Here is a 20,301-nt window from a genome sequence, read left to right as displayed (position 1 = left end):
CGGAGCCGCGCATGAAACCCACCGCCCGCTTGCCGCTGGACGAGATCCGCCGCCGCTTTTTCGCCGGCCAGCCGCTGCCCGGCCAGGCGTTGCCGCTGTCCATCCTGCACTCCTGGCAACGCTGCCAGGGCCTGGGCCTGTCCGCCGGCGGCCGCGGCGGCGACCGCTTGACCGACGGCGAGCTGCGCGACCGGCGCGACGCCAGCGCAGACTGGCTGGAGCCGGCGCGGCCGGCGCTGGCCGGCCTGTACGAACAGGCGGCGGCCGGCGGCCTGGCGCTGGTGGTGGCCGACCGGCGGGGACTAGTGCTGGACCAGGCCGGGGACATCGGTTTTCTCGACAAGGCCGAGCGGCTGGCGCTGACGCCGGGCATGGACTGGAGCGAGGCCGCGCGCGGCACCAACGCCATCGGCACCGCGCTGGCCGCGGCCGATAGCGTGCTGGTGCGCGGGGCCGAGCACTATCTGGAGCGCAACCGGACGCTCAGTTGCGCCGCCAGCCCGCTGTTCGGCCCCCAGGGCCAATTGCTGGGCGTGCTCGACATCAGCGGCCCCGGCCGCAAGCTGGGCGACGCGCAGCGGCTGGCGCTGCAAGCCGCGCGCGCGCAAATCGAAGCGCGCCAATTGGAAGAGGCCGCGCGCCACGGCTGGCGGCTCACGCTGCACGCCGATCCGCGCTGGCTGGACAGCCTAGCGGCCAGCCAGCTGGTATTCGACGGCGACGGCCGCCTGCTGGCGGCCAACCGCGCCGGCCTCGCGCTGTGCGGGCTGGAGCCGGACGCCTGGCAGCCGCGCCATTTCGCCGCGCTGTTCGGCCAGAGCCTGGAACACTGGCTGGACCGCCATGGCCCGGCCGCCGGCCTGCTGGCCTTAGGCCACCACCGGCTGTCGGCCCGGCTGCGCCCGCCGCCGCTCCCGCTCCCCAAGCCAAGCGCGCCTGCCACCGGCACGCCGCGCGCGCCCGCCCCGCTGGCGCTGGATGGTTTGCCGGACGGTTTGTTCTCCACCGCGCTGAAATTGCTGGAAGCGGACATTCCGGTGCTGATTCTGGGCGAAACCGGCACCGGCAAGGACAGGCTGGCGCGCGCGCTGCACGCCGCCGGCAGCCGGCGCGGCGCGCCCTTCGCCGCGATCAATTGCGCGGCGATACCGGAAGGGCTGATCGAAGCCGAGCTGTTCGGCTACCAGCCCGGCGCCTACACCGGCGCCAGCCGTCAGGGCAGCAAGGGCCGGCTGCGCGAGGCCGATGGCGGCGTGCTGTTCCTGGACGAGATCGGCGACATGCCGCTCAGCCTGCAGGCGCGGCTGCTCAGGGTGTTGCAGGAGCGGGAAGTGACGCCGCTGGGCGGCGGGCCGGCGCGGCGGCTGGACATCCGGCTGATCTGCGCCACCCACCGCGATCTGCGCGCGCGGGTGGACGACGGCGGCTTCCGCGCCGACCTCTACTACCGGCTGTGCCATTACCCGCTCAGCCTGCCGCCGCTGCGCGAACGCGGCGACATCGCCGCCATCGCCCAAACGATGCTGGACGGCATGGGCGCCGCCCGGCGCGGCGTCTCGCTGGCGCCGGAGCTGGCGCGGGCCATCCGCGGCTACCGCTGGCCGGGCAATCTGCGCGAGCTGTCCAATCTGCTGGCCACGCTGCTGGCGCTGGCCGACGACGGCGCCGCGCTGGGCGTCGAGCATCTGCCGGCCGCGCTGCGCGAAGACATGGCGGCGCAGGGCCATGCGGTGGAGGACAGCGCCATCGCCGACCTGCTGCGCCGTTGCGGCGGCAACGCCAGCGCGGCGGCGCGGGCGCTGGGCATCAGCCGCTCCACCTTGTACCGGCGGCTGGGCAAGACGCCGCGGTAAGGCATCGCCGCCCGCCCCTGCGGTTTGACAGAAAGCAGCGGGAGCGCGCGGAATCGCCAACCGCTCAGCCGGTTTCCGCCATCAGCGCGGCGAACACTTCGCGTATCCAGCGCTGGCCGGGATGGCCATGATTGCGCGGATGCCACGCCATCGCCACATCGAAGCCGCGCACCGGAAACGGGCAGGGATGCACGTCCAGCGGCACGCGCGCCGCGGACACCAGCCGCTCCGGCATCAACGCGATGAAATCGGTCTGGGATACGATTTCCGGCACCAGCAGGAAAGACGCCACCGACAGCGCCACCCGGCGCGCCAGTCCCCGCTCGGCCAGGGCCACGTCCACCGCCGTGCCGAAATCGCCGCTGCCCAGCGACACCACCACATGCTCCTGCTCCAGATAGCGCTCCTGCGTGACGCCTTGCCGCCAGGCAGGATGATCCGGACGGCTGATCAACGCATAGCGGTCCTCGAACATCGCCTGGGTAAGCAGGCCTGGCGGCGCGTTCTCCTGGCTGATCAAGGCCAGGTCGACCTCGCCGCTCTCCATCTGCCGCTGCAGACGCGCCGTCTCCAGATTGCGCACCGCTACCCGAATGCCCGGCGCCGTCTCGCGCAGCCGCTTGACCAGCGGGATCGCCGCCACCGCCTGGGCATAATCGGTGCACGCCAGTTGCAAGGTCATGCCGGCCGCCGCCGGATCGAAGTCCTGGTGCGTCATCATGGTTTCGCGCACCTGCCGCAGCGAGGCCTGCAATGGCGCCAGCAACTGCTCCGCCTTGGCGGTCGGCCGCATGCCGCGCTGCGCCGGCAGCAACAGCGGATCGCCGAACAGATCGCGCAGCCGCGCCAACTGGGCGCTAACCGCGGGCTGGCTCAGATGCAGCCGTTCCGCGGCGCGGGTGACATTGCGTTCCTCCAACAGCGCTTCCAGCGTTTGCAACAGGTTCAAATCCAGGCGTCTGGTATCCATATTTTCAATGGCTAGCGAGAAATCTATCGATTTCACTTATTTATCATACCCGGACAGACTGTGGCCATCTCAAACCGATGACACCGGAGCCATCCATGAGCCGCACCGTCCTGCTGGTCTACGCCCAGCCCGAACCCACCTCGCTGACCCGCAGCTTCGTCGACGCCGCCGTCGACGCCCTATCTCGCCAAGGCCATCAGGTGCTGCAATCCGACCTCTACGGCATGCGCTGGAAAGCAGTGCTGGACGCCGACGACTTCCCGGACCGCGCCAACCCGGAACGGCTGTCCTTCATCGCCGAATCCGGCCACGCCTACGCCAACGGCGCGCAGCCGCCGGACATAGCCGAGGAGCAGCGCAAGCTGCTGGCCGCCGACGCGGTGATCTTTGTGTTCCCGCTGTGGTGGTACGGCGTGCCGGCCATTCTGAAAGGCTGGTTCGAACGGGTGTACGCCTATGGCTTCGGCTATGGCCATCAGGGCCAGGGCAACCGGCTGCGCTACGGAGACGGCGCGCTGAAGGGCAAGCGGGCGCTGCTGGCCGCGATGGTCGGCGGCGGCGAAGAGGATTACGGCCCGCGCGGCATCAACGGGCCGTTGAAGGAGCTGCTGTTCCCGGTCACCCACGGCTGCCTGTTCTACCCCGGCATGGACGTGCTGCCCCCCCACGCGGTCTATGGTGTCAACCGCCTCAGCCGCGAAGAGATCGCGTGGCAGCTGGATGGCTGGCGGCAGCGCTTGGCCGGCCTGTTCGACGAAGCGCCGATTCCGTTCCGCAGCCAGAACGGCGGCGATTATCCGAATGGCCATCAGTTGGCGGCAAACGTCGCGCCGGACGTCGAGGGCATCTGGGCGCATGTGGCCGCGCCGGGCTGCCATGCGCCGCAACCGCCAGTCGCGGAGCGCGTCGGACAATAAAAAATGGCGGGGAGACATGCTCCCCGCCGTTTTTGGCTTGCCGATTCAATCAGAAGCCGAAGGCCGCCAATTCCTCTGCGGTCAGGTGCCGCCACTCGCCCGCCGGCAGCTCGCCCAAGACAATAGCCCCCAGGCTTTCGCGGTGCAGCGCCTCGACGCGGTTGCTGGCCGCCGCCACCATGCGCTTCACCTGGTGGTACTTGCCTTCGGTGATGGTCAGCACAATGGTGTGGGCGTCGATCTGGGCTACGCTGTCGGCGGCGAACTCGCGCGCCTCGTCGTTCAGATACACGCCGCTCTGCAGCTTGGCGATCAGCTCCGGCGTCGCCTCGTGCTTCAGCGTGGCGCGGTAGACCTTGGGCACCAGCTTCTTCGGCGAGGAGAGCGCATGGATGAACTGGCCATCGTTGGACAGCAGGATCAGGCCGGTGGTGTCAACGTCCAGGCGTCCCACCGCGCTGATGTCCAGATTGGAAAACTGGTCCGGCAGCAGCCGGTAGATGCTGGGGTGGCAGTTCGGCTTGTGCGAGGTTTCGTAATTGGCCGGCTTGTGCAGCAAGAGATACAGCGGTCCGCGCACCACCGGCCACGGCTCGTCGTCCACCGTCAGGCTGGCGATGTCGGCCAATTCGAACTGGGCCCGGTAGTTGTCCACCACCTCGCCGTTCACTTCCACCAGCCCGTATTCGATCAGCTGGCGGCATTCCTTGCGGCCGCCGAAGCCTTGTTGTTGCAACAGTCGATAGAGTTCCATGGCCGGATGGTAGCACGCGCGCCGCGCGCCTGCCCGGCTTGCCTGCGGCGGCGCATGACGCCATAGTCATCGGGAGCGGACAGAACGAAAGACCCCGGCATGCCCTACCCGAAATACGCGCTGCACAGCCTGGGCTGGATGCGCTACCAGCGGCGGCGCATCCTGCGCGCGGCGCTGTTCAGCGCATTGCTGTTCGCGCCGGCCGCGGCGCTAACCCTGTCCGGACACGGCGCCGGCGTGTTCCTGTTCGCGCTGGCCGCCAACTACAGCGCGCTGTGCATGATGCTGGCGCGCCGGCTGCAGCCGCTGTCGCTGCTGGCGATTCCCGGGCTTTACCTGGCCGGCCGGCTGTGCGCCGGCCAGCCGGCGATCATGCTGGCCCTGCTGGCGGCGGGGCTGGCGCTGCAGGCGCTGAGCGCGCGCCGCGGCCTGCATAAGGGCGTGCAATTCTGGCTGTTCGCGCTGCTGTTGGGAAACATGACGCCGGCGGCAACGATTCCCCCCTGGCAGGAGGCCGCCTGGATGCTGGCCGGCGCCGGCTACGGCGGCGCGTTGGCCCGGCTGGGGCTGCGGGACTGGTTCCGCGTGCTGCCGGCGGCCTGTGCCGCCGACTGCCGCCGCTACGCCTGGCATCTGCTGCCCTGGGGCATCCTCGCCTGGCTGGCCGGCGGCTGGATGCGGGGCGCGCACGCGTGGTGGCTGCCGATCGCCGCCGTCGCCATCCCCGACCCGTCCCCGGACCAGATGCTGTGGCTGGCGCGCGAGCGCACGATAGGCACGCTGGCCGGCGCGCTGCTCAGCGGCCTCATGTACTGGTCGCTGCGGGCGCTGGACGCGCCGCCCTTGTGGCATGTGCTGACGCTGGCGCTGCTGCAGATGGCGATGCTGATCGCGATGCGGCACAGCTTCCGCGTCTTCGTCGCGTTGCTGACCGCGCTGGTGCTGTCGCTGCTGCCGCCCGGCCAGCTGGCCAGCGGCGCGCTGGAACGGGTGGAGGACACCCTGGTCGCCGCGCTGCTGTTCGCCGCGCTGGCGTGGTTCCTGCGGCAGCGCGCCCCGGCCGTCCCGGACGGCAAGAGTTGAAGCCGGCTTCCGCCGCCGCGCTCGGCTAGCCCCCCGCGTCCGAGCGCTGATCCTCGCCCCGCAAATTCCCGCGCGCGCGCTCCAGCGCCTGCTCCGGCGTCCGGTCGCCCGCCCCGGCCAGGCACAGGCCGGCCCGCAACTCGACATAGGCGCCGCCGGGCAAACCGGCCTCGACCAGCCCGGCGCTCAGCATCTCGCGGATCCGCGCCAGCACCACCTGCGCCTCGGCCTCGCCGGTTTCGGGCAGCAACAGGCCGAACTCCTGCGGCGACAATCGGCCGGCGACGTCGCTTTCCCGGATCGCGGCGGCGATGGACTGGGCGACGATGCGCATCAGCATCTGGCCCACCAGCTGGCCGTAGGATTTGTTCAGCCGGCACAGATCGTCCGCCTCCAGCAGCACCGCTGCCAGCGGCTTGCCCTGGCGCAAAGCCAGCCGCATGCACTTGGCGCCGACATCGAAGAACATCTGGCGGTTGAACAGGCTGGAGGCCTCGTCCGACACCACGATGCGGTACAGGGCCTCGCTGCGGATATGGCGCGCGGTGGTGTCCTGCTGCAGCGCGGCGAAATGGCTGAGCTCGCCGTTTTCGTCGAATAGCGGCAGCAGATGCAGCCGAGCCCAGTACGGCGTGCCTGAGCGGTGGTAGTTGAGCAGCTCCACCGTGGTCTGCCTGCCGTCGCGCAGCGCGGCGCTTAGCTGCAGCAGCGCGGCGGGATCGGTCAGCGGCCCCTGCAGCACGCGCGGCGAGCGGCCCAGCAGCTCGCTGGCGTCGTAACCGCTCATCCGGCACATCGCCGGATTGACGTAGACGATGATGGGCCCCGGCGGCTGCAACGGCGCCACCTCGGTCACCATCACCGCGTCATGGGCGTGGTCGACTATCTGGCGGAACAGATTGAGTTGGAATGGCATGGCGGCGGCCCGCGTCGATTGGCGTCATGCTTTATTGATAGCAGCGCCGGCCGGCTCCGGCATCGCGCCGGCTTGTTTATATTATGAGAATCATCTGAACTGCCGGGAGACGGCATGCGCTATCCGGATTCGCACAAGGCCCAGACCCGCCGGCGCATCGTGGCGATGGCCGCGCTGCGCTTTCGCGCCGAAGGACTGGCCGGCGTCGGCATCGCCAACCTGATGGCCGACCTGGGCCTGACCCACGGCGGCTTCTACGCCCACTTTTCCGGCAAGGACGAACTGGTGGCCGCCGCCTGCAGAGAAGCGCAGAGGCAGATGGCGGAACAATGGCGGCCGCTGCTGGAAAACAGCGCGGACGGCGGATGCCTGGCCGCGCTGGCCGACCACTACCTGAGCCCCGCCCACCGCGACTTTCCCGACTCGGGCTGCGCGGCGGCGGCGCTGGCGGGCGAGATAGCGCGCCAGGACGCCGGCGTGCGCCGGGCGTTCGCCGCCGGCCTCGGCCCGCTGCTGGCGCAACTGGAAGACGCCAAGCGCCGGGACGGCGCGGGGCCTGCGCCCGAAGCCAGCCTGGCGATGATGGTGGGGGCGCTGCTGCTGGCCAGGGCGGTGCCCGACGCCGAACTGTCGCAGCGGTTTCTGGACGAGGCGCGCGCCGCGCTGCGCGCTCAGGGCGAGTAGGCGCGCGGCTGCAAACAGGCTTCGCGGGTTTCCTGCAGCAAGCGGTCGAAGTCGCCGCTGTCCTGCAAGACCTTCAGGCCGCGGTTGAAGCGCTCCACCAGCTCCTTGCCCTGCGCGTGCTTGCGCCAGATCACCACATGCAGCGGCGCCGACCAGAACGAGCGGCTCTGCGCCTCCAGCTGCGCGCCCTGGGCCGGCGGGAAATGATGGGCGATCAGGTAACGGCCCACTTCCAGATCGATGGGAAACAGATCGATGCGGCCGGCCAACAGCTTGCGCAGGTTGACCAGGTCATCCGGCGCGCTGTCCACCGCCAAGATCCCGTTCTTGGCCTGGGCGTCGAAATCGTCGGAATAGTAGTTGCCGACGGTGACGCCGACGCGGGCGCCCTTGAGCTCGGCCCAGCGGCTCCAGTCCAGCTTGTGGCTCTTGCGTTGGTAAAACACCATGCGCGCCGACAACACCGGCGAGGTGTACAGCAAGTCGCGCTTGCGCTCCGCGGTCGGCGCCCAGCCGAAGCTGCCGTCCACCTGGCCGTTGCGGGCCGACTGCAGCGTGCGGTTGTTGGGGTAATAGCGGAAGGCGACATCGACGCCGCCGCGGGCGAAGGCTTCCTTCACCAGCCGCGACAGAATGCCGTCGTAAGGCAGCTCCTGGCCCATGTACGGCGGCCATTCCTGATTGGAGAGAGTGATTTTGAGGCGTTGGGCAGCCTCAACCGGAGCCGCCAGCAGCGCGGCCCAGCTCAGGATACCCAGCGCCAAGCCGTGGTATCGCATCGTATTCCCGATCTTGCAAAATGCCCGGAGCCGTCCTTGTTTTATATGCTGCGGACAGTCTCCAGGCGAGCATAACCGTCAATGCGATATGCATCAATGCGAACCTTTTCGGTGCAATTCACACCGAGGCCGGTTTAACGGCCTTTCGGCGGGCTGAACAGCGCGGACTTCGGCGCGGACGGCTTGGCGGCGCGACCGCCCTGGCCGGCGCCCTGGCCGGCGCCCTGCCCCTGGCGCGGGCCGCCGTTGCGGCCATGGCCCGCCGGCTTGCTTTCGGTCTGGTGGCGCGGTTTGGCCGGCGCGTTGCGCGACTGGCCCTGCCCCTGGCCGCGGTGTTGGCCTTGCCCCTGGCCGCCCCGTCCACCCTGGCCTTGTCCGCGGCCGCGCGCGCCGCCGCCCATCGGAATCGGCTCCGGCTTGACGTTGAGATCGGCCTCGAAGCCCGGCACGGTGAAGCGCTCGATCGACATCTTGATCAGCTTTTCGATGTCGCGCAGGAAGCTGAACTCGTCGACGCAAACCAGCGACAGCGCTTCGCCCGGCGTGCCGGCGCGGCCGGTGCGGCCGATGCGGTGCACGTAGTCTTCCGACACGTTGGGCAGCTCGAAGTTGACCACGTGCGGCAGCTGATCGATGTCCAGACCGCGCGCGGCGATGTCGGTGGCGACCAGCACTTGCAGCTCGCCGCTCTTGAAGTCGGCCAGCGCGCGGGTGCGCGCGTTCTGGCTCTTGTTGCCGTGGATGGCGGCGGCCGGGATGCCGATCTTGTCCAGCTTCTCAGCCAGGCGGTTGGCGCCGTGCTTGGTGCGGGTGAACACCAGCACCTGGAACCAATTCTGCTCGCGGATGAGGTGGATCAACAGATCGGTCTTCTTATCCCGGTCAACCAGGTGTACCTTCTGGGTCACCAGTTCGTTGGTGGTGTTGCGGCGCGCCACTTCCACCAGCTTGGGGTTGTCCAGCAGCTTGTCGGCCAGCGTCTTGATCTCGTCGGAGAAGGTGGCCGAGAACAGCAGGTTCTGACGCTTGGCCGGCAGCTTGGCCAGCACCTTCTTGATGTCGTGGATGAAGCCCATGTCCAGCATGCGGTCGGCTTCGTCCAGCACCAGGATCTCGACGCCGGACAAGTCGACGGTCTTCTGGCCGACGTGGTCCAGCAGGCGGCCCGGCGTCGCCACCAGAATGTCTACCGGCGAGCGCAGCGCCTTGATCTGCGGATTGATGTTGACGCCGCCGAACATCACCAGCGACTTCAACGGCAGGTATTTGCTGTAAGTGCGCACCGACTCTTCCACCTGGGCGGCCAGCTCGCGGGTGGGGGTCAGCACCAGCGCGCGCGGACGGCCGGCATGGTGGCTGGGCGAACGCATCAGCAACTGCAGCAACGGCAGCGTGAAGCCCGCGGTCTTGCCGGTGCCGGTCTGGGCCGCGGCCAGCAGGTCGCCGCCTTGCAGCACCTGCGGGATGGCCTGGGCCTGAATCGGAGTGGGCGTGGTATAACCGGTATCGGCGACAGCGCGCAGCAAAGGGTCGGCCAGGCCTAGGTCGGCGAAGGTAAGATCGGACATAATATGCTCCTGCGACGGCCCATCGCAGGAACTGCGACCAATCCAGGCTGACGGGAAAAAGAAGGTTAACTCGATGATGAGAAAGGCGCGCGGGACTGGTACTCGCGCGAAGCGTCGCAGTTTACAGCCAATCGCCGGCATTGGGAACTCGCCGCAGCGAATGGCCGCAGGAAGCCGATGACGCCGCGCGGACGGCAAACCGGCTCGCTATAATACGCCGTACTCAAGGATAGATTATGCCCGTAGCCCCATCTCGGCTGATAGGCTTGTTTTTGCTGCTGCCCACGCTGGCCCTGGCCGCCAAGAGCGGCCAAGCGCGAGCGGGCGGCGAAGGCGTCCCGCCGGCGCCGCCCGCCGCCGTGCTGCCGCCGGTGGCCACCGACTTCCACTGCGACCAACCCGCCAATATGGTGGAAAGCATGGTGTGCCAGGACGATGGCCTGACCCGGCTGGACAACCGGCTGGAGAAAGTTTACGCCCAAGCCCTGAGCCAGGCCGAGCAAAGCCGCAGCGGCGCGCAGGCCAAGCTGATCGCCGAACAGAAGCGCTGGGTGAAAAGCCTGAAGGACTGCATGAAGGATGAAGATCCCCACATGTGCCTGGGCGACACCTACATCCTGCGCATCACCCAGCTGCAAGCCACCTGGAACCTGGCCCAATCGCTGACGCCGCTGCGCTACCTGTGCCGAGGCCAGCCCGGCGCCACCATCCTCGCCACCTTCTACCGCACCCACCCCGCCACCGCCAAGCTGGAGCGCGGCAACGCGCTGGTGATCGTCCACCAGGGACTGAGCGGCAGCGGCTCGCGCTATCAGGGCCAGGGCGTAGAGTTCTGGATCAAGGGCCGCGACGCCAGCGTAAACTGGCGCGGCGAGTCGCTGGAATGCACCAGCCAGCCCTCGCCTTGACGCCGGCCGGCGGTTAGAATCGGACGCCCTGCCGCAATGTCGCGCCGGGCGAACCCGATTCAGCGAAGATTCCCATGGCCCTGACCGCCACCATATACAAAGCCACCCTGACGCTGTCCGACATGGACCGCGGCTATTACGCCACCCATCCGCTGACGCTGGCCCAGCATCCGTCGGAAACGCTGGAACGGATGATGCTGCGCATCGCCGCCTTCGCGCTCAACGCCAGCGAAACGCTGGCCTTCACCCGCGGCTTGTGCGCAGACGACGAGCCGGAGCTGTGGCAGAAGAATTACGCCGACGAGATCGAGCTGTGGGTGGACCTGGGCGAACCGGACGAGAAGCGGCTGAAGAAAGCCTGCTCCCGCTCCGAGCGCGTGGTGCTGTACAGCTACGGCGGCCGCGCCAGCGAAGTGTGGTGGGGACAGAACGAGGGCAAGCTCGCCCGCCTGGACAAGCTGGAAGTGTTCCGTATCGACTTCGACGCGCTGCAGTCGCTGGCCGCGCTCGCCACGCGCAGCATGCAGCTGACCGCCACCATCCAGGACGGCCAGCTGTGGCTGAGCTGCGGCGATCAGACCATCCTGCTGGAGCCGATGCGGCTGAAGTGACGCGCCAGCCAAACGCCCAGCCGTCGCAGCAAACTGGGGCGGGCAGGCTGGCAATGGCGGACGGCTCTCATGCCCGCCAGCAGCCGGCGCTGGCGCAGCGTCTGTCCGCTGTCTTTTCTCGCGGGCAGGCGGCTGAGGATCGCCACGCCGGATGCCTCGCGGCAGCTGCGGCGCAATGCGGTTCTGACGGGTATGGCCATCCAATGTTTCTCCATGCGACGGAATCACCCGTCCATGCTAGGCGGCCGCGGCTCAATTTCCGGCAAAAATCGCCCGCCTCCGCATAAACAAGACCTAAATTTCCATCCTGCGATATGCTGTTCCACGTGAAACCCGCCAAGGAACAGACGATGCTCGCCCTCCGCCCGGCCGATGCCGAAGACGCCCCCGCCATCGCCGCCCTGCACGCCGCCAGCTGGCGCGCGAGCTACCGCGGCATCCTGCCGGACGACTATCTGGACCAGCGCGCCGCTGACGAAAGGCTGGCCTTGTGGCGCGGCCGCTTCGAAGCCGCCTCTCCGCCCTGGGCGCAGCTGGCCTGCTGGGATGGCGAGCCGGTCGGCTTCGTCTGCCTGCTGCCGGAGGAGGCCCCCGAGCTGGGCGTCTACCTGGACAATCTGCACGTGCTGCCCGGCCAGCAAGGGCGCGGCATCGGCCGCGCGCTGATGGCCGCCGCCGCGGCCGAGGCTTCGCGGATCGCGCCCGGCCGGCCGCTCTATCTATGGGTGTACGAGCGCAATGCCGACGCCTGCGCCGTCTACGGCAAGCTGGGCGGTGAAGTGATGGAGCGCCGCGAGGTGGACACCCCGGCCGGCACCCGCGCCGCCGCGCTGCGCTACAGCTGGGCCGATCCCGCGCGCCTGATCGCCGGCAAGGCTTGAGCGGCGGCAACACCCATCGCCGCCGCGGCCTTACAATATCCCCATGCCCACTCTCAAATACCTGCCGCATTACCCGCCCGCCCTGGTGCAACAGGCGCAGGCGCTGTTCGATTCCGGCGAGCTCGGCGCCCTGCTGCGCAGCAAGTACCCGGACGACCACGGCGTGCAGACCGACAAGGCGCTGTATCAGTTCGTCTCCGCGCTGAAGCAGCGCCACCTGAAAAACGCGCCGCTGCCGGCCAAGGTGCTGTACGACAACCAGCAGCATCCGCTGAAGGGCACGCTGGGCACCAATACCACCATCTCCCGGGTGCAGGGAGGCCGGCTGAAGAGCAAGAGCGAGATCCGCATCGCGTCGCTGTTCCGCGAGCTGCCGCTGCCCTTCCTGCAGATGATCGTCGTGCACGAGCTCGCCCACCTGAAAGTGCGCGATCACGACAAGGCCTTCTACCAACTGTGCTGCCACATGCAGCCCGACTACCACCAGCTGGAGTTCGATCTGCGGCTGTGGCTGAACTGGCGCGAGCAGCGGCGGGATTGAGCGGCCGTGCCATTTATGGCGCAAGAGAATAACAAAACAATTCCTTATTATTTTTCAAGCTATTCCGGCCGCGCTACAGTCAGACCATCGTCTCCCGCGAGTCCGCCATGTTCGCCACCCTGCAACCGTTCGACCTGATCATCCAGCCCGGCTGGAACAATTCCGGGCCGCGCCACTGGCAAAGCCACTGGCAGCGCCGGCTGGGCGCCCGGCGCGTCGACAACGCCGACTGGACCCATCCCCTGCTGGACGACTGGCTTGACGGCCTGGACGCGGCGCTGGACCGCTGCGTCAAGCCAGCGCTGGTGATCGCCCACAGCCTGGGCTGCATCGCGGTCGCCCACTACGCGCGCCAGCGCCCGGAGCGCATCGCTGGCGCGCTGCTGGTGGCGCCGGCCGACGTCGAGCGCGCCTTCGTGCCCGCCGAGCTGATGAATTTCGCCCCGGTGCCGCGCCAAGCGCTGCCATTCCCGGCCAAGATCGTCGCCAGCAGCAACGACCCCTTCTGCAAGACCGCCCGCGCCGCGCGGCTGGCCGGCTACTGGCAGGCGCCGATCACCTGGCTGCAGCATGCCGGCCACATCAATGTCGACTCCGGGCACCAGCAGTGGGAAGAAGGCTGGCCGCTGCTGCGCCAGCTGGCCTGGCGCGCGCAGCGCCATCTCGAGTCCAGGACAGTCGCAACCGCGACCGGATGAGCTAGACTGATACCAGTCCGACTCCCATGCCCAACCCGCCATGCCCCGCATTCCGCTTTTCAGCCTCGCCCTGCTCGCCAGCTCCGTTCCCGCCGCCGCCGCGAATCTGTCCAGGATCGGCATTTCGGTCGGCGCGCTGGACAACCCCTTCTACCAGGCGCTGGCGCGCGGCGCGGTGCAGGCCGCCCACCGGCTCAATCCAGAGGTGCGCGTCACCTCGCAGTCGGCCAATTTCACGCTGGAACAGCAGCAGGAACAGCTGCGCCGGCTGATCGCGCAGAAAGTGGACCTGATCCTGCTGGGCGCGGTGGACAGCCGCGCGGTGGCGCCGCTGGTGAGCCAGGCGCGCGCCGCCGGCATCACCGTGGTGGCGGTGGATGTCGACGCCGCCGACGTCGACGGCACCGTGAAGTCGGACAACCGCCAAGCCGGCGAGATCGTCTGCCGCTATCTGGCCCAACGCCTGAACGGCCGCGGCACGCTGGTGGTCCAGGGCGGACCGCCCATCACCTCGGTCAGCGACCGCGCCGCCGGCTGCCACGCCGCGCTGGCCGCCTTCCCCCGCATCCACGCGGTCGACGACGGCATCAACGCCCAGGGCTCCAGCCTGGGCGGCCAGCGCGCGATGCAACAGGCGCTGCTGCGCTGGCCCGATCTGGCCGCAGTGTTCGCCATCAACGACCGCCAGGCTCTGGGCGCCGAGAAAGCCTTGCGCGCGGCCGGCCGCAAGCAGGCGCTGATCGGCTCGGTGGACGGCTCGCCCGACATCGAACGCGCGCTGAAGCTGTCCGGCCAGATCGTCGCCTCCGCCAGCCAGTCGCCGTACTTGATAGGCCGCGAAGCGGTGAAGCTGGGCGCCAGGCTGCGCAGCGGAGATGCCACCACCCGCCAGGTGACCGTGCCGGTGGGGCTGGTCACCCGCGACAACCTCTCCCGCTACCAGGGCTGGCAGGCGGCGATGCCGTCCGCCGCCCAGCCCTGACCGCATGGGCTTTGACCTGGGCACCGGCCGGTGTCACACTGCCGGCTCGACATCCATTACCAGATCAAAGGATTTGCCATGTTTGCTTCCCGCTCGATCAAGGCCGGCATCGCCGCCCTGTTGCTGACCATGCCGCTGCTGGCTCACGCCGACGCCGCCCAGGAAGCCGGAGCCAAGGAACTGGCCGCCACCCTGAATCTAGACAATATGCTGCCGGAACTGGCGCAGCGCACCTCCGCCAGCGCGCTGCCGCTGCTGCAGGAATACTTCGTCAAGAACAAGATCAAGCTGACCGAAGCCCAGCAGAAGAAAGCGCAAGCCGGCCTGAAGGGCTACGGCGACGGCATCCAGAAACTGGCCGCCGACTACTTCGGCTCCGCCGCGGTCAAGACCCAGTTCGAACAGACCGTGGTGAAGAACTTCAGCGCCCAGTTCACCGCCGACGATCTGAAACAGATCAACGCCTTCTACAAGACGCCGGCCGGCCAGAAGATGCTGAAGCAGCAGCCGCAAATCATCAACGGCATCGCCGGCGAAACGCTGAAGTCGGCCGAAAAGGCGTTGCTGCCCAAGATGCAGGCCTCCGCCGAAGCCTACGGCAAAACCATCGCCAAAAAGTAATCCGTCCGCCTCAGGCCAAGCCGGCGCGCGCGCTCCCGCGCAGCGCCGGCTTGGTTTTGCTCATCCCGCCAGACTCATCGCGCGTTCCACCTTCCAGAATCGCCCGACCGCTTCGCGCCCGCGCCGCCTCCGCCGTCTCCTTCGCCAACGCAAAAGCCACGCCACCGGCCACGCGCTATAACAATGGTATTCCTCTCTCGGAGCATGACCGCGATGCGCCAGTCCATCGCCCGCCGACTGTTGCCGATGCTGTGGTCCTTCAGCTGCGCGGCGGCGCCGCAGACCGTGACCATCCTGACCGACAACGGCTATCCGCCTTACTCGTACGAAGCGGCAGGCCAGGCGAGGGGCATCTACAACGACATCCTGCGCGCCGCCTCCAGCCGCCTGCGCGGCTACCGGATAGAACTGCATCCGGTGCCATGGAAACGCGGATTGGCGGAACTGGAGGCCGGCCGCGCGCTGGCGCTGTCCCCGCCCTACTACCGGCCCGGCGAACGTCCCTTCATGCGTCCCTATTCGCTGCCCATGCTGCGCGAAAAAGTGGTGGTCTATTGCCGCGTGCCGGTGATGAAGCAACCGCGCCCGGCCTGGCCGAATGATTACCTGGGCCTCCGTTTCGGCAACAACGCCGGCTTCCGCCCCGGCGGCAACGCCTTCTGGGCGCTGGTCGACCTCGGCCGGATCGAACTGGAAGAGGCGCCGGACGTGCGCACCAACCTGCTGAAGCTGATCCGCGGCCACCTGGATTGCTACCAGAACGACAAGCTGGCGATAGACATGGAGCTGGCGAAACTGCAGCGCCAGGGCCTGTACCGCGACGGCCAGCTGGCCGAGGCGGCGACGGTATCGGAGGAGCAGGGTTATGTCGGCTTCACCGACCGCGACGACGGCCGCTTCCCGTACAAACAGGACTTCATTCGCGAATTGAACCAGGCATTGGCGGGCATGAAGCGGGACGGCACCGTCGACCGCATCGTCGGGCGCGTGCTGGACGCCGCGCGCGGCCAGTCGGCGTCGGCCAGTTTTTGACAGCCGGGAAAGCCCCGGCATAGCATGTGCTGTCGCCCTACCCGAAAGACTCAATGGAAAACCGCAAACTGGCGGTGCTGATAGACGCCGACAACGCCCAGTCCTCGTTGATCGCCGAGCTGCTGGCCGAGGTGGCCAAGTACGGAACCGCCATCGTCAAGCGCGCCTACGGCGACTGGACCACCACCCAGCTCAAGGGCTGGAAGGAAGTGCTGCACCAGTACGCGATCTCGCCGATGCAGCAGTTCGCCTACACCAAGGGCAAGAACTCCACCGACTCGGCGCTGATCATCGACGCGATGGATCTGCTCTACACCGGCAATTTCGATGGTTTCTGCCTGGTATCCTCCGACAGCGACTTCACCCGCTTGGCCACCCGGCTGCGCGAAGGCGGCCTGACCGTGATCGGCCTGGGCGAGCAATCGAAGACGCCGCGCCCCTTCATCGCCGCCTGCGACAAATTCGTGTTCACCGAAATCCTGCGCCCGGCGCCGCCGGCCAAGCCGAAACCAGAGACGGCGACGGCGGCGGACAAGCCCAAGGCCCGCAACAGCCGCTCGCGCGCCAAGGCCCCGCCGCACAGGGAAAAACACCCGCTGCAAGACATGTTCACCTCGGCGATCGAGGCGGTGGCGCGCGACAGCGGCTGGGCCGAACTGTCGGCCGTCGGCTCCTATCTCGCCAAGAACGACCCCTCGTTCGACCCGCGCAACTGGGGCCATGGCCGCCTGTCGCAGATGGTGAAGAAACTGGACTTCCTGACGGTGCAGGAGAGCCGGAACGGCTCCAAGCTGCACAGCGAGATCCGGCTGCGCCACGATGGCGAGCCCGCCGTCATCGAGCCGGCGGCGCCCGTCGAGACGCCGCCCCCTCCCGAGGAAAGCGCCGCGCCGCCGCGCAAGAAGCGCAGCCCGCGCAAGAAAATCGCTACCCCCGGTTAATACTGGAACATTAATTGCTCAGGCCTTGGCTCAAGGCCCCGAACGACCTCAAGCAAGGACAGAACATGCAGATTCGTGAAGCCACTCTTGAAGACCTGGCTGCGATACTCGACATCTACAACGAAGTGATCGCCACCACCACCGCCGTCTACAACGACGATCCGCTGACGCCGGGGGAGTTCGCCATCTGGTTCCAGGACCGCGCCGCCGCTGGCTACCCGGTGCTGCTGGCGGAGGACGAGAACGGCCGCGCGCTGGGCTTTTCCAGCTTCGGCGATTTCCGCGCCCGCCCCGGCTACCGCTTTACCGTCGAACACAGCGTGCACCTGACCGCCGACGCCCGCGGCCAGGGCATAGGCACCGCGCTGGTGCAGGCCTTGCTCCCCTATGCCCAGGCCCTGGGCAAGCACACCATTCTGGGCGCTGTCGACGCCGATAACGAGGGGTCGATCCGCTTCCACGAAAAACTGGGCTTCGTCCAGGTAGGCCGCTTGCCGCAAGTCGGCTTCAAGTTCGGCCGCTGGCTGGATCTGGTCTACTTGCAGCGCTTCATCGACGAAGCCAGCAGCGGCCCGGCGCCAGACGCCTGATCTCCGCCTCGTCCTGATACAGCGCGCGGCCGCCCACCCGGCGGCTTATCCTGGCCGCCAGCCATGCGGCCAGCGCCACCGGCGGCAGCATCGCATAGGCGCCGGTCAGCTCCATCAGCATCAGCGCCGCCAGCACCGGCGCGCGCGCGGTGGCCGCCAGAAAGGCGGCCATCCCCACCAATGCCGCCCCGCCCGCCGGCAGCCAGCCCGGCAGCAGCAAGTTCAACAATTGGCCGGCCAGCGCGCCGCCGGCCGCGCCGGCAAACAGCATCGGCGTGAAAATCCCGCCCACCGCGCCGGAGCCGCTGGTGGCCGCGGTGGCAACCAATTTGCACACCAGCAGCGTCAGCACCAATTGCCAACCGGGATCGCTGACCAACAGCCACGACACCGTGCTGTAGCCATTGCCCCACATCTGCGGCCAGAACCAGGCCAGGCTGCCCACCACCGCCCCGCCCAGGGCCATCCGCCACGGCAGGCGCAGTTTCAGCCTGCCCAGCGCGCGGCGGCCCAGCTCCATCGCGCCCATGAACAGCGGAGAAGCAGCGCCCAGCAGCAAGGCCAGCAGGCAGTAGCCGGCCAGGGCCAGATGATCGGGAGCGGCCAGAGGAGCGGGTTGGTATAGGGGAGAAAGGCCGAACAGCCCATCCACGGTGAGGCTGGCGGTCAGGGCGGCCAGCAGCAGCGCCGGCAGCGCGCGCCAGTCCAGCCGCCGCCACACCACCTCGCAGACGAAGACGACCGCCGCCAGCGGCGCATGATAGGCAGCGGCCCAGCCCGCGGCGATGCCGCAGGCCACCAGCAGGCGGCGGCGCGGCAAGCCCAGGGATGCCAGCCGGGCCAGCAGCGAGCCGCCCAGCGCGGCCAGCGCCACCATCGCGCCCTCGCGGCCGATAGAGCCGCCGCTCGCTACCGTGCACAAGGAAGAGAGGCTGTTGACCAGGGTGCGGCGCAGGCTGAGGCGGCCGTCGCCGACCCGCACCGCCTCCAGGTAATCGCCTTCGGCGGCGCCGCGCAACAGATGCCGCCCCTGTTCCAGCACCAATCCGGCCAGCAGACCGCCCAGCGCCGGCACCAGCGCGCGCTGCCAAGGCGCCAGTTGCCGCGCGATCTCGACCAGGCTGCCGCTGCGTCCGCTCAGCGCCTGCTCGATCGCATGCAATGCGAATTGAAAGCCTAGCACCAGCATGGCCCCCAATGCGCCGCATGCGGCAGCCAACGGCAAATTCAGGACAAAAGCATGACGCCGCCACCATGGCTTCATCGTTTGGCCGCCTCCAGCGGCCGCGTCCGGGTATCCGCTCCCCGCGGCCGCAAGTCGCGAGTCGCAATAAATGAAAAGCGCCGCGGTCTCCCGCGGCGCTTCCCCTATTTTTACTACCACTGTCGAATGCAGTGTTTTCTTGATATTTCTCTATCTCATCCTTTGTACGACTCAGCGCACCTCTGCAACAATATCCCTACTGAACACCTTTTCGCAATACTTGCACTTCATTTTTGTGTCATGCCCCAGTGTTTTTACGTAGAAGACACTCTTCACCGGCTCATTATGCGAAATGCAGTTGGAATTAGGGCAGGAGAAAATGCCCTCCACCGCGTCAGGCAGAGTCAATTTATGCTTTTTTACAACTTCGAAGTTGTCGATGACGTTTACTGTCGCTTTCGGTGCGAATAGCGCCAGCTCATTGGCCTGCTCCTCGGTCAAGGCTACGTTCTCCACCTTGATCAGGTCCTTGCTGCCCATGTGGCGGCTGACCAGATTGAGGCCGACTGTGACGCGCTCGCCGGTTTCGGTCAGCTTGAACAGGCGCAGGATCTTGACGCCTTCGCCGGCCGGGATGTGGTCGATCACGGTGCCTTGCTTCAGCGCTTCCACGGTGCGGGTGTATTGCATGGTCTTTGTCCTTTGCTTGCCTGATTACACGGTTTCGTTCAACACCAGCGACAACAGCGCCTGGCGCGCGTAGACACCGTTCTTCGCCTGCTCGAAGTAGTAGGCGTGCGGCGTGGCGTCCACGTCCACCGCGATCTCGTCGACACGCGGCAGCGGATGCAGCACTTTCATGCCCGGGCGGGCGTTCTTCAGCATGTCGGCGCGCAGCGCGTACTGGCCCTGGATCTTCCGGAACTCGGCCTCGTCGAAACGCTCGCGCTGCACCCGGGTCATGTACAGCACGTCCACCTCGGGAATCACTTCCTCCAGGCTGGCCGCCACCGTGTAAGAAATGCCCTTCTCGTCCAGCTCCTCGCAGATATAGTCCGGCATCGCCAGCACTTCCGGCGACACGAAGTAGAAGCGCGCGCCGAACAGCGACAGTGCCTGCGCCAGCGAGTGCACGGTGCGGCCGTACTTCAGGTCGCCGGCGAAGGCGACGGTCAGGCCGTCCAGCCGGCCCTGGGTCTCGCGGATGGAGAACAGGTCGAGCAAGGTCTGGGTCGGATGCTGGTTGGAACCATCGCCGCCGTTGATCACCGGCACCGCCGAGAACTCGCTGGCCAGGCGCGCCGCGCCCTCTTTCGGATGGCGCATCACCACCGCGTCGGTGTAGGAGCTGATGATCTTGATCGAGTCGGCCAGCGTCTCGCCCTTCTTGGCGCTGGTGTTGCCGCCGTCGGCGAAACCGATGATGTTGCCGCCCAGACGCTGCACCGCGGTCTCGAACGACAAGCGGGTGCGGGTGGACGGTTCGAAGAAGCAGCTGGCCACCAACTTGTCCTGCAACAGGTCGCCGCGCGGGTTTTGCTTGAGGCGAGCGGCGGTGTCCACCACCAGTTCCAGTTCCTCGCGGCTGAAGTCGGGTATGGAGATGATGTGTTTCCGGTACAGTGGATTGGCCATGGTCGCTTTCCTCGTGTTGGCGGTTGCGGGCGAAAAAAAAGCCCCTGTCGTCAGGGGCTTTTTTTCGTGAATGCGGGAATGTCGGGAACGGCCGCGCCTCGCAGCAACGCCGCCGCGCCGCCCGCAAGGGTGT

Annotated in this window: 23 protein-coding genes; 14 read left to right on the top strand and 9 right to left on the bottom strand. The window is 67.7% G+C overall.

The window, feature by feature from the left end; genetic code table 11:
- Window positions 1-11: 11 nt before the first annotated feature.
- On the top strand, window positions 12-1,853 hold the full coding sequence (locus VA599_RS21770) for a sigma-54-dependent Fis family transcriptional regulator (protein WP_346790612.1): 1,842 nt from the start codon (window positions 12-14) through the stop codon (window positions 1,851-1,853).
- 64 nt (window positions 1,854-1,917) lie between these two features.
- Here VA599_RS21770 and VA599_RS21765 read toward each other — a convergent pair whose 3' ends face one another.
- Window positions 1,918-2,823 (bottom strand): LysR family transcriptional regulator, encoded by a 906-nt coding sequence (locus VA599_RS21765; RefSeq protein WP_346790610.1) that lies wholly within the window; start codon window positions 2,821-2,823, stop codon window positions 1,918-1,920.
- Window positions 2,824-2,918: 95 nt separating this feature from the next.
- On the opposite strand from VA599_RS21765, the gene VA599_RS21760 reads away from it, so the two are divergent.
- Window positions 2,919-3,740 carry an NAD(P)H-dependent oxidoreductase gene (locus VA599_RS21760; RefSeq protein WP_346790608.1) on the top strand — a complete coding sequence of 274 codons (822 nt, stop codon included), beginning with the start codon at window positions 2,919-2,921 and terminating at the stop codon, window positions 3,738-3,740.
- Window positions 3,741-3,789: 49 nt separating this feature from the next.
- On the opposite strand, the gene VA599_RS21755 is transcribed toward VA599_RS21760, so the two are convergent.
- Window positions 3,790-4,494, bottom strand: coding sequence for a pseudouridine synthase (locus VA599_RS21755; RefSeq protein ID WP_346790606.1), 705 nt, complete (start codon window positions 4,492-4,494; stop codon window positions 3,790-3,792).
- A gap of 99 nt (window positions 4,495-4,593) precedes the next feature.
- On the opposite strand from VA599_RS21755, the gene VA599_RS21750 reads away from it, so the two are divergent.
- Window positions 4,594-5,577 (top strand): FUSC family protein, encoded by a 984-nt coding sequence (locus VA599_RS21750; RefSeq protein ID WP_346790604.1) that lies wholly within the window; start codon window positions 4,594-4,596, stop codon window positions 5,575-5,577.
- 25 nt (window positions 5,578-5,602) lie between these two features.
- On the opposite strand, the gene VA599_RS21745 is transcribed toward VA599_RS21750, so the two are convergent.
- Window positions 5,603-6,493 (bottom strand): sensor domain-containing diguanylate cyclase, encoded by an 891-nt coding sequence (locus VA599_RS21745; RefSeq protein ID WP_021475667.1) that lies wholly within the window; start codon window positions 6,491-6,493, stop codon window positions 5,603-5,605.
- A 114-nt stretch (window positions 6,494-6,607) separates the two neighbouring features.
- Between VA599_RS21745 and VA599_RS21740 the strand changes: the two genes are divergently transcribed.
- Entirely contained in the window at window positions 6,608-7,177 is a 570-nt protein-coding gene (locus tag VA599_RS21740; RefSeq protein ID WP_346790603.1) for a TetR/AcrR family transcriptional regulator, read from the top strand.
- Here VA599_RS21740 and VA599_RS21735 read toward each other — a convergent pair.
- Together VA599_RS21735 and VA599_RS21730 are read right to left on the bottom strand one after the other, a co-directional pair.
- Entirely contained in the window at window positions 7,165-7,956 is a 792-nt protein-coding gene (locus VA599_RS21735; RefSeq protein ID WP_021475669.1) for a substrate-binding periplasmic protein, read from the bottom strand. The two genes, VA599_RS21740 and VA599_RS21735, sit on opposite strands and share 13 nt — an antisense overlap.
- A 134-nt stretch (window positions 7,957-8,090) precedes the next feature.
- Entirely contained in the window at window positions 8,091-9,524 is a 1,434-nt protein-coding gene (locus VA599_RS21730) for a DEAD/DEAH box helicase (RefSeq protein ID WP_346790601.1), read from the bottom strand.
- A gap of 236 nt (window positions 9,525-9,760) precedes the next feature.
- Between VA599_RS21730 and VA599_RS21725 the strand changes: the two genes are divergently transcribed.
- Window positions 9,761-10,432 carry an MliC family protein gene (locus VA599_RS21725; RefSeq protein ID WP_346790599.1) on the top strand — a complete coding sequence of 224 codons (672 nt, stop codon included), beginning with the start codon at window positions 9,761-9,763 and terminating at the stop codon, window positions 10,430-10,432.
- Window positions 10,433-10,506: 74 nt separating this feature from the next.
- The gene (locus VA599_RS21720) at window positions 10,507-11,043 is read left to right on the top strand and encodes a YaeQ family protein (RefSeq protein ID WP_021475672.1); all 537 of its coding nucleotides are present in this window, start codon (window positions 10,507-10,509) and stop codon (window positions 11,041-11,043) included.
- On the opposite strand, the gene VA599_RS21715 is transcribed toward VA599_RS21720, so the two are convergent.
- A complete protein-coding gene (locus VA599_RS21715) occupies window positions 11,007-11,243 on the bottom strand; it encodes a hypothetical protein (RefSeq protein ID WP_152526822.1) in 237 nt (78 codons plus the stop codon). The two genes, VA599_RS21720 and VA599_RS21715, sit on opposite strands and share 37 nt — an antisense overlap.
- Before the next feature lie 150 nt (window positions 11,244-11,393).
- On the opposite strand from VA599_RS21715, the gene VA599_RS21710 reads away from it, so the two are divergent.
- From VA599_RS21710 to VA599_RS21675, 8 genes are all read left to right on the top strand, one after another.
- On the top strand, window positions 11,394-11,924 hold the full coding sequence (locus tag VA599_RS21710; protein ID WP_346790596.1) for a GNAT family N-acetyltransferase: 531 nt from the start codon (window positions 11,394-11,396) through the stop codon (window positions 11,922-11,924).
- Window positions 11,925-11,967: 43 nt separating this feature from the next.
- Window positions 11,968-12,465, top strand: coding sequence for a M48 metallopeptidase family protein (locus VA599_RS21705; protein ID WP_346790594.1), 498 nt, complete (start codon window positions 11,968-11,970; stop codon window positions 12,463-12,465).
- 107 nt (window positions 12,466-12,572) lie between these two features.
- Window positions 12,573-13,163, top strand: coding sequence for an alpha/beta hydrolase (locus VA599_RS21700; protein ID WP_021475675.1), 591 nt, complete (start codon window positions 12,573-12,575; stop codon window positions 13,161-13,163).
- Between the two features lie 40 nt (window positions 13,164-13,203).
- On the top strand, window positions 13,204-14,145 hold the full coding sequence (locus tag VA599_RS21695; RefSeq protein ID WP_104945672.1) for a substrate-binding domain-containing protein: 942 nt from the start codon (window positions 13,204-13,206) through the stop codon (window positions 14,143-14,145).
- Between the two features lie 78 nt (window positions 14,146-14,223).
- Window positions 14,224-14,766, top strand: a complete 543-nt coding sequence (locus tag VA599_RS21690) for a DUF2059 domain-containing protein (RefSeq protein ID WP_021475677.1) — start codon at window positions 14,224-14,226, stop codon at window positions 14,764-14,766.
- A 204-nt stretch (window positions 14,767-14,970) separates the two neighbouring features.
- A complete protein-coding gene (locus tag VA599_RS21685; RefSeq protein ID WP_346790592.1) occupies window positions 14,971-15,798 on the top strand; it encodes a substrate-binding periplasmic protein in 828 nt (275 codons plus the stop codon).
- A gap of 53 nt (window positions 15,799-15,851) precedes the next feature.
- Window positions 15,852-16,739, top strand: coding sequence for an NYN domain-containing protein (locus VA599_RS21680; RefSeq protein WP_346790590.1), 888 nt, complete (start codon window positions 15,852-15,854; stop codon window positions 16,737-16,739).
- 65 nt (window positions 16,740-16,804) lie between these two features.
- Entirely contained in the window at window positions 16,805-17,329 is a 525-nt protein-coding gene (locus tag VA599_RS21675; RefSeq protein ID WP_104945675.1) for a GNAT family N-acetyltransferase, read from the top strand.
- On the opposite strand, the gene VA599_RS21670 is transcribed toward VA599_RS21675, so the two are convergent.
- The 3 genes from VA599_RS21670 to pyrB all read right to left on the bottom strand — a co-directional run bounded on the left by VA599_RS21670 (window position 17,289) and on the right by pyrB (window position 20,168).
- A complete protein-coding gene (locus VA599_RS21670; protein ID WP_346790588.1) occupies window positions 17,289-18,518 on the bottom strand; it encodes a chloride channel protein in 1,230 nt (409 codons plus the stop codon). The two genes, VA599_RS21675 and VA599_RS21670, sit on opposite strands and share 41 nt — an antisense overlap.
- 246 nt (window positions 18,519-18,764) lie before the next feature.
- Complete coding sequence (gene pyrI / locus VA599_RS21665; RefSeq protein WP_021477474.1) at window positions 18,765-19,223, bottom strand: aspartate carbamoyltransferase regulatory subunit; 459 nt, start codon at window positions 19,221-19,223, stop codon at window positions 18,765-18,767.
- Window positions 19,224-19,247: 24 nt separating this feature from the next.
- A complete protein-coding gene (gene pyrB / locus VA599_RS21660) occupies window positions 19,248-20,168 on the bottom strand; it encodes an aspartate carbamoyltransferase (RefSeq protein ID WP_021477473.1) in 921 nt (306 codons plus the stop codon).
- Window positions 20,169-20,301 lie beyond the last annotated feature (133 nt).

The sequence above is a fragment of the Chromobacterium indicum genome (genome assembly GCF_039708975.1).
Classification (GTDB): Bacteria; Pseudomonadota; Gammaproteobacteria; order Burkholderiales; family Chromobacteriaceae; genus Chromobacterium; species Chromobacterium piscinae.
Note: the sequence above shows the minus strand (reverse complement) of the source record. Positions and strands in the feature narration are given on the sequence as shown.

Bases quoted from the DNA above. Each gene is read 5' to 3' on its own strand.
- VA599_RS21730 (WP_346790601.1), bottom strand. From the start codon at position 9,524: ATGTCCGATCTTACCTTCGCCGACCTAGGCCTGGCCGACCCTTTGCTG.
- VA599_RS21695 (WP_104945672.1), top strand. From the start codon at position 13,204: ATGCCCCGCATTCCGCTTTTCAGCCTCGCCCTGCTCGCCAGCTCCGTT.
- VA599_RS21725 (WP_346790599.1), top strand. From the start codon at position 9,761: ATGCCCGTAGCCCCATCTCGGCTGATAGGCTTGTTTTTGCTGCTGCCC.
- VA599_RS21690 (WP_021475677.1), top strand. From the start codon at position 14,224: ATGTTTGCTTCCCGCTCGATCAAGGCCGGCATCGCCGCCCTGTTGCTG.
- VA599_RS21735 (WP_021475669.1), bottom strand. From the start codon at position 7,956: ATGCGATACCACGGCTTGGCGCTGGGTATCCTGAGCTGGGCCGCGCTG.
- VA599_RS21680 (WP_346790590.1), top strand. From the start codon at position 15,852: ATGGAAAACCGCAAACTGGCGGTGCTGATAGACGCCGACAACGCCCAG.
- VA599_RS21770 (WP_346790612.1), top strand. From the start codon at position 12: ATGAAACCCACCGCCCGCTTGCCGCTGGACGAGATCCGCCGCCGCTTT.
- VA599_RS21745 (WP_021475667.1), bottom strand. From the start codon at position 6,493: ATGCCATTCCAACTCAATCTGTTCCGCCAGATAGTCGACCACGCCCAT.
- VA599_RS21765 (WP_346790610.1), bottom strand. From the start codon at position 2,823: ATGGATACCAGACGCCTGGATTTGAACCTGTTGCAAACGCTGGAAGCG.
- VA599_RS21705 (WP_346790594.1), top strand. From the start codon at position 11,968: ATGCCCACTCTCAAATACCTGCCGCATTACCCGCCCGCCCTGGTGCAA.
- VA599_RS21685 (WP_346790592.1), top strand. From the start codon at position 14,971: ATGACCGCGATGCGCCAGTCCATCGCCCGCCGACTGTTGCCGATGCTG.
- pyrB (WP_021477473.1), bottom strand. From the start codon at position 20,168: ATGGCCAATCCACTGTACCGGAAACACATCATCTCCATACCCGACTTC.
- VA599_RS21720 (WP_021475672.1), top strand. From the start codon at position 10,507: ATGGCCCTGACCGCCACCATATACAAAGCCACCCTGACGCTGTCCGAC.
- VA599_RS21740 (WP_346790603.1), top strand. From the start codon at position 6,608: ATGCGCTATCCGGATTCGCACAAGGCCCAGACCCGCCGGCGCATCGTG.
- VA599_RS21700 (WP_021475675.1), top strand. From the start codon at position 12,573: ATGTTCGCCACCCTGCAACCGTTCGACCTGATCATCCAGCCCGGCTGG.
- VA599_RS21760 (WP_346790608.1), top strand. From the start codon at position 2,919: ATGAGCCGCACCGTCCTGCTGGTCTACGCCCAGCCCGAACCCACCTCG.
- VA599_RS21670 (WP_346790588.1), bottom strand. From the start codon at position 18,518: ATGCTGGTGCTAGGCTTTCAATTCGCATTGCATGCGATCGAGCAGGCG.
- VA599_RS21710 (WP_346790596.1), top strand. From the start codon at position 11,394: ATGCTCGCCCTCCGCCCGGCCGATGCCGAAGACGCCCCCGCCATCGCC.
- VA599_RS21675 (WP_104945675.1), top strand. From the start codon at position 16,805: ATGCAGATTCGTGAAGCCACTCTTGAAGACCTGGCTGCGATACTCGAC.
- pyrI (WP_021477474.1), bottom strand. From the start codon at position 19,223: ATGCAATACACCCGCACCGTGGAAGCGCTGAAGCAAGGCACCGTGATC.
- VA599_RS21750 (WP_346790604.1), top strand. From the start codon at position 4,594: ATGCCCTACCCGAAATACGCGCTGCACAGCCTGGGCTGGATGCGCTAC.
- VA599_RS21715 (WP_152526822.1), bottom strand. From the start codon at position 11,243: ATGGCCATACCCGTCAGAACCGCATTGCGCCGCAGCTGCCGCGAGGCA.
- VA599_RS21755 (WP_346790606.1), bottom strand. From the start codon at position 4,494: ATGGAACTCTATCGACTGTTGCAACAACAAGGCTTCGGCGGCCGCAAG.